Origin of the sequence: Paenibacillus sp. P13VS, assembly GCF_015143645.1 — a bacterium.
GTDB classification, from domain to species: Bacteria; Bacillota; Bacilli; order Paenibacillales; family Paenibacillaceae; genus Paenibacillus; species Paenibacillus xylanilyticus_A.
In genome coordinates this window covers 79282-93452 of sequence record NZ_WYEV01000005.1, presented here as the reverse complement: position 1 = coordinate 93452, position 14171 = coordinate 79282, and the positions used below count along the sequence as shown (strand labels likewise).

10 protein-coding genes are annotated in these 14171 nt (G+C 45.4%); 9 read left to right on the top strand and 1 reads right to left on the bottom strand.

Features of this window, described 5'->3' with window-relative positions; genetic code table 11:
* The 7 genes from GUA98_RS14220 (at position 1) to GUA98_RS14190 (ending at position 9663) form a co-directional block, all read left to right on the top strand.
* Positions 1-921, top strand: coding sequence for a hypothetical protein (locus GUA98_RS14220; RefSeq protein WP_193723490.1), 921 nt, complete (start codon positions 1-3; stop codon positions 919-921).
* A complete protein-coding gene (locus tag GUA98_RS14215) occupies positions 918-2597 on the top strand; it encodes an interleukin-like EMT inducer domain-containing protein (protein WP_175394700.1) in 1680 nt (559 codons plus the stop codon). The genes GUA98_RS14220 and GUA98_RS14215 overlap by 4 nt, the downstream gene beginning before the upstream one ends.
* Before the next feature lie 243 nt (positions 2598-2840).
* On the top strand, positions 2841-3038 hold the full coding sequence (locus GUA98_RS14210) for a cold shock domain-containing protein (RefSeq protein WP_024631599.1): 198 nt from the start codon (positions 2841-2843) through the stop codon (positions 3036-3038).
* Between the two features lie 357 nt (positions 3039-3395).
* Positions 3396-3959, top strand: coding sequence for a ribosome hibernation-promoting factor, HPF/YfiA family (gene hpf / locus GUA98_RS14205; RefSeq protein WP_095291396.1), 564 nt, complete (start codon positions 3396-3398; stop codon positions 3957-3959).
* 805 nt (positions 3960-4764) lie between these two features.
* The gene (secA, locus tag GUA98_RS14200) at positions 4765-7269 is read left to right on the top strand and encodes a preprotein translocase subunit SecA (RefSeq protein WP_193723489.1); all 2505 of its coding nucleotides are present in this window, start codon (positions 4765-4767) and stop codon (positions 7267-7269) included.
* Between the two features lie 247 nt (positions 7270-7516).
* Positions 7517-8630 (top strand): peptide chain release factor 2 gene (gene prfB, locus GUA98_RS14195; RefSeq protein ID WP_193723488.1). Its coding sequence is split into 2 segments (ribosomal slippage): positions 7517-7588 and positions 7590-8630, totalling 1113 coding nucleotides; the frame shifts between segments, so codons are not numbered across the junction.
* A gap of 127 nt (positions 8631-8757) precedes the next feature.
* The gene (locus tag GUA98_RS14190; protein WP_095359914.1) at positions 8758-9663 is read left to right on the top strand and encodes a YitT family protein; all 906 of its coding nucleotides are present in this window, start codon (positions 8758-8760) and stop codon (positions 9661-9663) included.
* A gap of 122 nt (positions 9664-9785) precedes the next feature.
* Here the strand turns inward: GUA98_RS14190 and cls are convergent, their stop codons facing one another.
* The gene (cls, locus tag GUA98_RS14185) at positions 9786-11234 is read right to left on the bottom strand and encodes a cardiolipin synthase (protein WP_193723487.1); all 1449 of its coding nucleotides are present in this window, start codon (positions 11232-11234) and stop codon (positions 9786-9788) included.
* Between the two features lie 332 nt (positions 11235-11566).
* Here cls and argC point away from each other — a divergent pair, with 332 nt between their 5' ends.
* Both argC and argJ read left to right on the top strand, forming a co-directional pair.
* Entirely contained in the window at positions 11567-12616 is a 1050-nt protein-coding gene (gene argC, locus GUA98_RS14180) for an N-acetyl-gamma-glutamyl-phosphate reductase (RefSeq protein ID WP_153980129.1), read from the top strand.
* 116 nt (positions 12617-12732) lie between these two features.
* A complete protein-coding gene (gene argJ / locus GUA98_RS14175; protein ID WP_193723486.1) occupies positions 12733-13971 on the top strand; it encodes a bifunctional glutamate N-acetyltransferase/amino-acid acetyltransferase ArgJ in 1239 nt (412 codons plus the stop codon).
* Positions 13972-14171 lie beyond the last annotated feature (200 nt).

Below are 14171 nucleotides of genomic sequence, written 5' to 3'. Positions count from 1 at the left end.
ATGCTTTTACTTAATTTGAATATAATTGCTGCAGCCTTTGCTCTCATGTGGATTTCCTTACTGGTCTCTTTTTCAGTGAAAAGTAAAAAAAAACATACTCCAATAAGTTTAGATGAAAAAGAAGAACAGCCTTTAGTAGTGTATGACAACTCCGTACAGAGTAACCCAGCTATTTTTTCGGATTGGTATGAATTGTTAGAGGGTGATCTCAAGTTAGAGTCTAAAATTGTTTTCAACCCACGATGGTATCGAGCTGCAGAGGGATACAAGGAATTTGAGGGGGGTTGTAGGAGTAAAGGTGTAACTGTGGTTAAGGAAAGTAATCTTGATTTTCAAGTAGAACGACCTGCAATACACTTTGATGATCCTGTTCTAATGCCGTTACTCTGGAAGAAAGGATATAATATCAAAGTGGTAAAAGGGAGAAGTTTTACAGACATACTCAGCGAGGTTGCTCCGTTTACATTAATATTTCTATCCGTCAAGGACGACGGTTCTCAAGCTTTAAATCATAAATGGCAAGAAAAACTTGCAAATTACGGTGTTCATAAGTTGACTCGTGAATATCTGCGTTCGAGTTACATTAACGTGATCTGGAAGAAGGGGGAGCGAGATTATATTAGTCTTTATGAAGAAGTTTCTGACAATGTAATATCTAAGACGCTCAAGCCAGGTCACAAAATCAAGGGGTTTACAGTGCCGATTCATTTGGAAATTAAGAGTGCGGGATACAACAGTGGGAATGTTTCAAGTATAAGAGTGGAGGGGAAGGAATATTCTCCTGATTTACGCGGGATGAATGTTGTAGTATATGACCTGATGGATTCTAAAGTCAAAAGAGTTCATAGGGTGGATACATTTGTTAGTGTTTATGAAGATAATACAATATATTGTGGATATCCAGAGGAGGCGGAATTGTGAATGTTGAACTAGACTTCTCGAACTTGGATGATGGAGCAATTTACATTCCGGCATCAGTTTATACTAAAAATCAGATTAGCTTAACATATGCAGCATATATTAGTGAGTTTTATAGGAAAAACAAAATATGGATTGGAAATTTTTCTATGCTGAACCTAGAAACGAATAGGAATCCTATATTTTTTTATTCAAGCATCTATATACCTCAATTTAATCGCTATGATTATAATGTTGAGCTTGCACAAGGCAAATCTTTACCACAATATCTGGAGGAAGTTGAAATCGGGTCGTATGTTATAATTTCAATTAAAGATGACGGTAGCCAGCAAATTAAAGAGATAACCTTAGAAGAAGTTAAGAAATTAGGGATTACATTAATTGATAAAAGTAAGCTCCGTTGTAGCTATATATGGTTGGCTCGCAAAACTGATGAAGCTAGCTATGAGGTGTTGCATGAAGAATGCTCTCCTGAAGAATTAAGTTGGGAGGGGCAAGTAGGTGGTGAAAATATACTGATAAAAAGTGGCGGATCAAATGCAGGTAATTATAGCAGCATAATGATTAACGATGTTGAAAAAAGTATGAATCTTCGTGGTATGAATATTGTGAGTTGGAAAGAAGTGACCGAAATATCCACGACTAATTGCGACACGTTCTCAACAATATACATGCAAGGTAGTTTATTTAAAGCGATACCTCCCAATTTGAGATATAGTAATAACCATTTTAGCGTTGTAAGTCGTGCTGGTGGTAAATTCCAAGGGGTTAATTATACAAATTGTAAAGAAGCGATAGAGTGGAATTACAAAGTTAGAGGACATCGTAATTTTGAAATAGATTTAGAGTTGACTTCGGATCAGGAATTGGTTGCCAGACTTGATTGGCAGGCTTACTTATATGGTCATTTGATGCAACAACGACCTGATGGAATAAAAGAGAAACAGCCCTTGTCGTCGGAGCAATTTAAAGAACTAAAGGTGTTAAATGAGTACACTCCGCTTACAATCACAGACATCTACGAACTCATGGTTAGCACTCCTGATGTATACCTCATAACTGATACCAAGTATCTGGAGCCGGAAACGATAAAAAAACAATTTAAGAGAATCGTTACGGCTGCAGAACCAAATAGGTGCGAAGTCCTTATGCGCATTGTGCCACAAATTTATTCGGAGGAAATGTATTCAATTATTGAGGGGATATTCCCATTCCCTAATTACATATACTCATTATATGCAACACAATCTTCAGATGATGAGATTATTCGATTTGTTGAAGGTAAACCTATAGGAGCTGTAACCATGTTTCCTGATAGATATACTTCCGATTTTGGAAGGAAATTAAAATCTCTTGGAGTTGAGGTTGTGCTACATACAATTAATGATATGGAGCATGTCAAGAAATATGTGGCTATGAATGTTGGTGGATTTTATACGGATAGTTTATCTTCTATTGATATTGAGAGTGAGATTATAAGATATCAATCTGAGGTAAAGGCAATCAGAGATATGTTACTATTATATATCGAAAAACGATTTGGACCTATTTCTTCGAGCGTAATAAATATACTTCTAAAATATAGTAAACAGGAACTTGAAGAATTTGCCCCGAAGTTGTTTCCTATCAACACATTAGAGGAGTTCCATCTGCTCTGTGAAGAGGTTAAATCCACTTGAATTCTATAGGAATAAGTACAAAAAGGTGAAGAATTTGTACCCTGTCTTCCTTAGATATTCTAACAATGTTTTCTCTGTTAAATTATATTTATTTTAAAAGTGACATTTTTCTACAAAATAATACCAATAAAACATTTTCTTTACCAATTGACAATGGATAAGTCTGGATGGTATAGTCTGAATTGTGGGCTAAGGCCTTGGCCAGAGCTTCACTTCATTTGATGACGAAGGGAATGTTAGTGCATGCAAGGTAAAGTAAAATGGTTCAACGCAGAAAAAGGTTACGGTTTCATTGAGACTGAAGATGGCGGCGACGTATTCGTACACTTCTCCGCAATTCAATCCGAAGGCTTCAAAACTTTGGAAGAAGGTCAATCCGTAGAATTCGACATCGTCGAAGGCGCACGTGGACCTCAAGCCGCTAACGTAATCAAATTATAATCATCCGGACAATCCGACCTACATATATGGTTAGATGGTTACCAATTGAATTATCGCTAGCAATAGACTCCGGTTTTCCGGGGTCTTTTTTTGTTTTTCTAATAGATTCATTTTAAGATATTACACACGAGATTGAGGGATGACGAAAACGGTTAATTACATCATCAAGCGCCTAATATTAAAATCTTGTAAATACAGGATTTCGCCTAATTATGATGAAATATCGCGAAATATGGCGTTACGCGTAGGTGGGCTGATGTGGCTTGAACAGATGTCATGATTCGGTCACCGGGAGTTTTTACATGGCGCTTACATTCGTGTTATAATGAAGTCGCAAAGGAAAAGGAGGAGTGCCCTATGAATTTAAGTATTCGAGGTCAACAAATCGAGGTTACCGATGCTTTGAAAGATTATGTCGACAAAAAGTTGAGTAGACTCGAGAAGTATTTCGATGCACCCCTTAACTCTGACGGTGCTGTTACATTGAGCACGACGAGAGGCTTGCATACGGTTGAGGTGACGATCCCTTTGAAAGGCATTGTGCTCCGGGCCGAGGATGAGAGCGACGACATGTATGCTTCCATTGACGCCGTGGTAGACAAGCTGGAACGTCAGATCCGTAAACACAAAACGAAAGTTAACCGGAAGTTCCGCCAGGAAGGCAGTTTGAAAACACTCTTCGTGGAAGATCCAACAGGTACAGTAGCTACTGCTGAACTGGACGTGGATACAGATGACGATGATTTTGAAGTGGTACGGACCAAGCGGTTTATGTTGAAACCGATGGACGTGGAAGAGGCAATCCTCCAAATGAACATGGTCGGCCACAATTTCTTCGTATTCTCCAACATTGAGAATGAAGAAGTCAGCGTCGTGTATAAACGGAACGATGGCAAATATGGTTTGATTGAACAAGGTTAATCTCCTTGAACGATGAAACTGAATGAACCATTAAGGGAAAGTGACTACTTACGAAAAAATGAACGACCGGACACTTTAGTATCCTGTATGAATTAATGATTAAACTAACAAGAGCCTCTGTCCCCTATGGGATGGGGCTCTTTTCTGCATGGATGCCGCTGGGGAAAATTTGTGCAAACAAGTTTAATGAAACTATTTCCCATACTGCTGCGTCTAATAGAGAGTAGGAAAGAGCATAGCTGTGCACCAAGAAAATGAACATTTACGCGCCTACTGCGTAAATAACGAAGATTCATGATAGCCATAATAAGCTGAGAGTTGGTTCCAAATTTACCACTAACATTTTCTTATTCTAACCATATGATCTGAAAATATAGCAGCGAAAGAGAAGGCTTCCGCTAACGGCTATGATTTTTTGCACTTAAACGTGTGCGAAGGGGCTTCAGAAGTTCAAAGAAGTGTGCCGCGGCGTGTTGCGGCGACCCTTACAAACTGTTACAATTTATGCAAGAGAATCATTGTCCTGATGAGGAATTGTCAACGAATGATCGTAATCATAATCAATGACAGGCACAGCACCATGAACATGATTCGTAAGGTTTGGATTTGCCCTTATATACGAGGAGTGAATCCTGTGAATATCGAATCAGCTTCATGAGTAACCCTGGGCAAGCCTGGAGTTGATTCATCCATATTAATGTTTTATATCGTTTGTCACCCCCGGGCAAGTGGATGTACATCCATCCGATGGTGTCGCATGGCGGCAGCAGGGGGTCTATTCTGTTTTGCACGAAAGGGGTATACCATGCTAGGACTTGTCAAAAAGATCTTCGGCGACATGAACGAACGTGATGTTAAACGTCTGATGAAGACGGTCGATGTGATCAATAAACTGGAACCACAATTTCAGGCTTTGTCTGATGAGCAACTGAAAGCCAAAACCGAGGAATTCCGTGCCCGTATCGAAAAAGGGGAAACAACGGACGAGCTTCTGCCAGAAGCATTTGCAACGGTACGTGAAGCATCCCGCCGTGTTCTGGGCAAACGTCATTATGACGTACAGATGCTTGGTGGTATTGCTTTGCATGAGGGTCGCATCTCCGAGATGAAAACAGGTGAAGGTAAAACCCTGGTGGGAACCCTCCCGGTCTACCTGAATGCGTTGATGTCCAAAGGGGTACACGTCGTTACGGTCAATGACTATTTGGCACAGCGTGACAGCCAGGAAATGGGACAAATTTACGAATTCCTGGGCATGACGGTTGGGGTTAACCTAAGCGGTATGGACCATGCGCTGAAACAGCATGCATATGCTTGCGATATTACGTACGGAACGAATAATGAATTCGGATTTGACTATCTGCGTGACAACATGGTGCTCTACAAAGAGCAAATGGTACAACGTCCATTGTTCTTCTGTATCATTGACGAAGTGGATTCCATCCTGGTCGATGAGGCTCGTACGCCTTTGATCATTTCGGGACAAGCACAGAAGTCGACGGATATGTACTATGCTGCAGACCGTTTCGTGAAACGTCTGACACCGGAAGAAGATTTTACAGTAGATATCAAAGTGAAATCCGTTGCCCTGACTGAAGGCGGTGTGGCTAAGGCGGAGAAAGCATTTGGTATTGAAAACCTGTATGATCACGCCAATGTTACCCTTAACCATCACATCGTGCAGGCGCTGAAAGCAAACGTAATTATGCGTCGTGACGTCGACTACGTAGTCAGCGAAGAAGAAGTCATGATCGTCGATGAGTTTACGGGCCGTCTGATGGCTGGACGTCGTTATAGCGATGGTTTGCACCAGGCGATTGAAGCGAAGGAAGGCATCGAGGTACAGAACGAGAGCATGACGCTGGCGACGATTACATTCCAGAACTATTTCCGGATGTACCGCAAGCTTGCGGGAATGACAGGTACAGCGAAAACCGAGGAAGAAGAGTTTAAGAAAATCTACGGTCTCGAAGTATTGCAAATTCCAACCAACCGTCCGAACAAACGGGATGATATGGCGGATGTCGTATATAAGAGCATTGATGGCAAGTTTAAAGCTGTAGTTGAGGAGATCGTGGAACGCCACAGCAAAAACCAACCGGTTCTGGTGGGTACGGTGTCGATCGAGAATTCCGAGCGCCTTTCCGACATGTTGAAACGCCGTGGTGTCAAACACCAGGTACTGAATGCCAAGTACCATGCGGAAGAAGCAGAAATTATCTCAGGTGCTGGTCAAGCAGGTGCGGTAACGATCGCAACCAACATGGCTGGACGGGGTACGGATATTATCTTGGGTGAAGGCGTAGCCGAGGTAGGCGGTCTTCATATCATCGGTACAGAGCGTCACGAATCACGCCGAATTGATAACCAGCTGCGTGGACGTGCAGGACGTCAGGGTGACCCGGGTTCAACACAGTTCTATCTGTCACTTGGTGATGAGCTGATGAGACGTTTCGGTGCAGACAATGTACTGAACATGATGGAGCGTCTTGGCTTCGAAGAGGACCAACCGATTGAGAGCCGGATGATTACCCGTGCAGTTGAGTCGGCGCAGAAGCGTGTTGAAGGAAATAACTTTGACGTACGTAAAGTCGTTCTTCAATATGATGATGTCATGAACCAACAGCGTGAAATTATTTATAAACAGCGCCGCGAGGTGCTTGAATCCGAAAATATCAAACAGATCGTTATGGATATGATCAAGCCTTCCATTGAACGTATTGTTGAAGCACACTGCAGTGACGATATTCCAGAGAACTGGGAGCTGCAGGAAGTGGCGGACTATATGAACAGCAAATTGCTGGATGATGGTGCGATCACCAAAGACGAACTGTGGGGCAAGGAAGCCGAAGAGATCATCGAGTACCTGTTTGATAAAGTGCAGAAGAAGTACAATGCACGCGAAGAGCGTATCGGTGAAGAAATGGTTCGTGAGTTCGAGAAAGTCGTTGTGCTTCGTGCAGTCGACAGCAAGTGGATGGACCACATTGATGCGATGGATCAACTGCGTCAAGGTATCCACCTTCGTGCATACGGCGGTACAGATCCACTGCGTGAGTACCAATTTGAAGGCTTCGAAATGTTCCATCAGATGATTGCTTCGATTCAGGAAGAAGTGGCAACCTATGTGATGAGAGCTCAAATCGAGAGCAATCAGGAGCGTCAGGCGGTAGTGGAAGAGAGCCAAATCTCGACTAGCGGAGAACCTGCTGAGAAGCGCCCGGTAAAAGTCTCCGACCAGATCGGCCGCAATGATCCTTGTCCATGCGGCAGCGGCAAAAAGTATAAACACTGCCACGGCCAAGAATAGTTAAACTATTTTCGTTTACACCCTATAGAATACATGAACGGCTCCTTGCAGCCGGGCATTTCAAATGATCAAATGAAGGATGCATAACCGGTGATTGGTGCATAGTTATAACTATGCAGCCATGATCCAGGTGAAGAGAATTGCCGCTATAATGGTAATCTGGACACCGAGGTGAAGCACCTGACACCCGATCTGGTGAAGTGCCCGGTTTGCGGGGAGCTTATCTTAATGAAAAGAGGAATTGCACATGATTGATCCAAGCGTGAAGCAGGACCTGCGTGAAATAGGCAAGAAACTAACAAACCTTAGGGGGTCTCTTTGACTTAGATCTCAAACAGGAAATGATTGAGAACTTTGAAGAGAAGATGTCAGCTCCCGATTTCTGGGATGACAATGAGAAGGCACAGTCGGTGATTGCTGAGATGAATGCGGTGAAGGGATCGGTTGATCAATACGCCAAACTCCAGCAGGATTACGATGATGCCCTAATGATGGTTGAACTGGCTGATGAAGAAGGCGACGAAGACCTGGCTGCCGAGGTTGCGAGCAGCGTTACGGCCATCGTAGGTAAGTTGGAAGAGTTTGAACTTCAACTTCTGCTGAATCAACCATACGATAAAATGAATGCCATTCTTGAACTTCACCCGGGTGCCGGCGGTACCGAGTCACAGGACTGGGGACAAATGCTGCTCCGGATGTACACTCGCTGGGCTGAGAAACGCGGCTTCAAGGTAGAGGTGCTCGATTATCTGCCAGGTGATGAAGCAGGAATTAAGAGTGTTACGTTATCCATCAAGGGACATAATGCTTATGGTTATCTGAAAGCAGAGAAGGGTGTCCATCGATTGGTGCGGATCTCTCCTTTTGACTCATCGGGCCGCAGGCACACATCCTTCGTATCCTGTGACGTTGTTCCAGAGATCGACGATACGGTAGAAGTGGACATCCGGACAGAGGATTTGAAGATCGATACGTATCGTGCGAGTGGCGCGGGTGGACAGCACATCAATACCACCGACTCTGCTGTACGTATTACACACAATCCTACCGGAGTGGTGGTAACGTGTCAGAACGAACGTTCACAGATCAAGAACCGTGAGCGTGCGATGACGATGCTTCGTTCCAAGTTGTATGAGCGTAAAATTGAAGAGCAGCAAAAACAGCTGGATGAAATCCGAGGCGATCAGTCGGATATTTCATGGGGAAGCCAGATTCGCTCTTATGTATTCCATCCCTATAGTATGGTAAAGGATCACCGTACGAGCGTAGAGACAGGAAATACAGGTGCAGTTATGGACGGCGACCTCGATGCATTCATCGACGGTTATTTGCGCAGCCAGATTAAAGTAGAAACCGAGTAATCAAAGTTCCTGTATGGACCGGATACGTGTAGGCGTATGCTGGTGTATACAGGGGCTTTTTTTTGAGCCCAAATAGGGAAGAGAATTCAGCAACTTATCAGTCATATAAAAGGAGAGCACGACCACCATGCAAGAGCATCAGCATTTCGTTCCAAACCGCAAAAAGAGGTTAGCCACCCTTATCCCTCTGAATGGACCCTGGAGAAACGTAGTAGATACGGCATCCATTATTATTGGTTCGTTTCTCATTGCAGTAGCCTTTAACTTATTTTTATTACCTAATCAGATCGCTTCAGGTGGAGTATCCGGGCTGTCTATTCTCGGAAAGGAATGGCTGGGGCTTGAACCCGCATACACGCAGTGGGCCATCAATATTCCGCTTCTCATCGCAGGGTTTCTGCTTATTGGGAAACAGTACGGGATCCGTTCGGTGCTCGGAAGCATTGTGCTGCCCCTGTTTGTATATCTGACGAAAGACTGGGCCATTCCCACGACGAATCCTTTGCTCGGTTCTCTGTATGGAGGTATCGGTGTGGGGCTCGGCATCGGCATTGTATACCGGGGAAGAGGTTCAACAGGTGGGATGAGTATCCTCGCCAGAATCGTACAGAAATACAGTGGACTTAGTTACTCTCTTTGCGTCGTGATCATGGATGCTACGGTTATTATTATGGCTGCGTTTGTATTGTCGTTGGAACAGTCACTTTATGCACTGATTGGGCTATACGTTACCGGAAAAGTCATTGATGCCGTGGAGATGGGACTTGGTTACTCGAAGGTTGCATACATTATCTCCAACAAAACGGAACCGATCACCAAAGTCATCCTTGCCGATCTGGATCGTGGATTAACGAAGCTGGAGGCGAAGGGTGGTTACACGGACGACCAGCGTACTGTATTAATGGTCGTGGTTGGGCAAAATGAGGTGCCGAGACTGAAAGCACTGATCCGGTCTGTGGACCCGCAGGCTTTTGTTATTATCAGTAATGCGCACGAAGTGCTCGGCGAAGGCTTTAAGCGAGACGAGGCATAATTTATTTCAGTTAGTGCACCTTAAAGTTTCGCTATAAAATAAAAAAGCAGGGATGTCCATTCCAGCCAAAGATGGCGGAGGATGTCCCTGCTTTTTACGTTTTAAATTACCCTATTTTACTGTTACAAAATTGGAGAAAGTAAGCGGGAGATCGCTTCTTTGAAACGAATCTTCAGGCTGCGCTTGTTGTACTCCTCCTGCGTCATCTCACGGGACACCTTAAGGTCATGCTCGAAGGTATCGACCAATGCCGTGGCGATGACCTCATCATACATAAAGGCATTCACTTCAAAGTTCAACCGGAAACTGCGGTAATCAATATTGGCGGTACCCACCGATGCGACCATGCTGTCGATAATGAGCGTTTTGGCATGGATAAAGCCGTTATCGTATATAAATACTTTTGCTCCGACTTTTAACAGTTCACCAATGTAAGACAGTGTAGCCCAGTATACGAAGGCGTGATCCGGTTTATTGGGAATCATGATGCGCACATCAATACCTGACAGGCACGCGAGACGTATGGCTTCGAATACACTGGCATCCGGGATAAAGTAAGGCGTCTGAATCAGAATGGAATGTTTGGCTCCATTAATCATCTTCAGATAACTGTTCTTGATGTGCTCCGTCTCTGCATCCGGTCCACTGGAGACAATCTGCATCGCCGTCGTTCCTGTACCCTCAATATGCGGGAAATGTTCAGGAACATATGGGGTGTCATGCTGCTTGGATGCCTCATTCCAATCGAGAAGGAAGCGCGTCTGAAGCGCATGAACGGCATTGCCTTGAATACGCAGATGAGTATCACGCCAATAACCGAATTTGGAATTCAACCCGAGGTATTCATCACCCACATTAAATCCGCCGGTATAACCGAGGTTACCGTCAATGATGACGATTTTACGGTGGTTGCGGTAGTTCATGCGCAGGTTGATCAAACTGAATTTCGATGGGAAAAAGACTTCCACCAAACCGCCTGCTTCCCGCAATTCTTTGAAAAAGCGGTTCGACACCCGCCGCGAACCAAGCGCGTCGTACAGCAGACGAACCTTGATGCCTTCCCGCGCTTTGCGGATCAGGGCATCCCGAATGCGTTTACCCAGCCGGTCGCCCCGGTAAATGTAATATTGCACGTGAACATGATCCTGCGCGGCTTCGATATCATCGAGTAACCGTTGGAATTTGTCCGTTCCATCCGTGATGATCTCTACAGCATTGTCTTCCGTAAGGAGAGCACCGTTCTGTTTCAGATTCATATAGATCATGTCCTGGCTGCTTTCGGTGGCTCTGTTGTTGAATGGCGTCCGATTGTCATGCAGCTGTTCGAGTTGTGCGGCGATGCGTTCCTCCAGACCAAGCTTCTTTCTCTCTTTCCATTGGAACAGCCGGTAGCGGGTCAGATTCTGACCTGTTAGTAGATAAAGTACAAACCCAAGCACAGGAATAAAGTTCAATACAAGCAGCCAAGCCCAGGATGCACTGGCATCCTTGCGTTCGAAGAACACGACTGCTGCAGCGAAGATAATATTCAGGCCCAGGAGTATCATAAGTAAAATGGATTCGATATGCACTGTAGTCCCCCATGTCTCGTAATGACCAACGTGAATCCATTCATAAACCCTTCCTCGTGTAGAATTTGTTATGAATAAGACCTTGGTATGTAATGTTTCCTATAAAACGTATTTTAGCAGAAGTATTCGGGTTCGTCCGCAGATATTGGAAAGATATGTTCGGATTTGATAAGAATCCATGTGAAATTGATGGTAGAGTGTTGTATTTATATAACTAGAGTCGTATAATAATACACAAATATGCATAGAAGCGACGGAATTACAGTGTGAGGGCCGTTTGAGGGCGTAAGCATCGTATAAGTATCGCATACAACAGGATTGGGGGAGCGAGAGTGAGTAACAAATTGAGAGTGGCAATTGTCGGTTCCACCGGCTACGGCGGGGTGGAGCTGATTCGTTTTTTTCAGAACCATCCACAGGTTGAAATCACTTCGGTGATCTCTTCATCCAGCAGCGGAGAGTCTATTGCAGATGGTTTTCCGCATTTGACGGATGTGATTCGCAGGCCACTGGATGGCGTAGTTCCAGCTGAGATTGCAGAACGTGCAGATCTGGTATTCACAGCTACCCCATCCGGAGTAAGCGCGAAGCTCGTTCCAAGCCTGCTCGAAGCAGGGCTGAAAGTAATTGACTTGTCTGGTGACTTCAGATTGAAGGATGGAGCCGTGTATGAACAGTGGTATAAACATCCGGCTCCGCCGAGTGATCTGCTGGAACAGGCTGTATACGGGATGGCCGAAGTGTACGGGGATGAAGTAAAAGGCAAAAACTTTATTTCCAACCCAGGCTGTTATCCTACAGCTACCCTTCTTGGACTTATTCCTGCAGTGGAAGCAGGATGGATCGATCCATCCACGATTATTATCGATGCCAAATCCGGTGTATCCGGTGCTGGACGGGGAACGAGTCTGACGAACCATTATGCAGAGATGAACGAAAATTTTAAAGCCTATAAACTCAACAAACATCAACATATACCTGAGATTGAGCAAGTGCTCGGCAATATTACCGGAAGTCCGGTAACGGTGACATTTACGACGCACCTGGTGCCAATGACACGTGGGATCATGAGTACGATGTACGCCAGCCTGGTGGGAGAACACAGTGATCGGGACCTGGTGGATCTGTACCGTAAGTATTATGAGAATCGACCTTTTGTGAGAGTGCGTGAACCTGGAATCTGGCCTTCGACCAAAGAAGTGCAAGGCTCCAACTACTGTGATATCGGATTTGCAGTTGATCCAAGAACCGGACGCTTAACAATCATATCGGTCATCGACAACCTGGTGAAGGGTGCTTCCGGGCAAGCGATTCAAAATATGAACTTGATGATGGGATGGGAGGAAAACCTCGGGCTGAACATGACGCCGGTATATCCGTAAGGAAAGGGAACGGGAGAGCAAGCAGATGCACTTCCGGAACCGTTCAGGAGACCATCGGAATCGGGATTAGCAGGCGGTTAATCGGCATGCAGCCGAACGCACACGGGGGATAACATATGGGAACAAATGTGAAGCAACAGGCTTACACCGTAGTGGAAAACGGAACGATTGTAACCCCGCGCGGGTTCGCTGCTGGCGGACTTCATTGCGGATTGAAAAAAACATCACGCAACGATATCGGAGCGATCCGTTGTGAAGTGCCAGCCACGGCAGCGGCCGTGTATACGACGAACGTATTCCAGGCTGCACCGCTGAAGGTAACTCGCGAGAGCTTGAGCAATGGACGCCTTCAGGCTGTTGTGGTTAACAGTGGTAATGCCAATGCTTGTACCGGGCAGCAGGGTGAAAAGGATGCATATGCGATGCGTTCGGCAGCCGCACGTGAGCTTGGTGTAGCTGAAGAGGATGTTGCTGTGGCATCGACTGGTGTGATCGGTGAGTTGTTGAAAATGGACGCAGTACATTCGGGCATCAGCGCATTGCCGGCAAGCTTGGGGCAGGGAGCCAATGAAGCGGAGCAATTCTCTCAAGCGATCCTGACGACCGATTTGGTGAAAAAGGAAGCCTGCGTTTCTGTCGTTGTAAACGGCAAGAACGTTACGATTGCAGGTGCAGCCAAGGGATCAGGCATGATCCATCCCAACATGGCGACGATGCTCGCTTTTATGACGAGTGATGCGGTCATTGGCGCTGAAGCGCTGCAGAGTTTGCTGCGCCAGGCGACCAACCATACGTTTAACATGATCACCGTAGATGGAGATACGAGCACGAACGACATGCTGGTTGCAATGTCCAGTGGGATGGCGGGGAACGAAGAATTGACCAAGGACCATCCGGACTGGGACGCTTTTGCTGCAGGATTCACTTATGTGTGTGAAGTGCTGGCCAAAGCAATTGCACGTGATGGTGAAGGGGCAACCAAGCTGGTCGAGGTGCAGGTTACGGGTGGAGTGAGTGATGAATCGGCACAGGCGATTGCCAAAACGGTTATCGGCTCCAGCCTGGTGAAGTCAGCGATGTTCGGTGCGGACGCAAACTGGGGACGGATTATTGCAGCCGTGGGGCGTGCAGGACAGCCAGTTAACCCGGACACCGTGGATATCCGTTTGGGAGATATCTCGGTACTTGAGCAGTCCCGCCCAGTTGTATTCGACGAAGAAGCTGCGCTGGCCTATTTGCAAACCGATACGGTTCGCATTGTGGTGGATCTGCACCACGGCGAAGGAAAGGCTACAGCCTGGGGCTGTGACCTGACCTATGACTATGTACGAATCAACGCGGCATACCGCACTTAATAAACGATCTTTAAACTATCTTGTGTTATTCAATATTAAATATTGCAATTTTACATGGTAACGGAGAGGGCAGGACCAATCTGAAGAAGCGAAGCGCTCGCCTTTATCCCTGGATTTTACCCTTTAAAAAAGGGATCAAAAAAATCTGGGGATAACAGCGATCGGAAGATGGTGATGCAATCGAAGTGGCAAATGTAAAA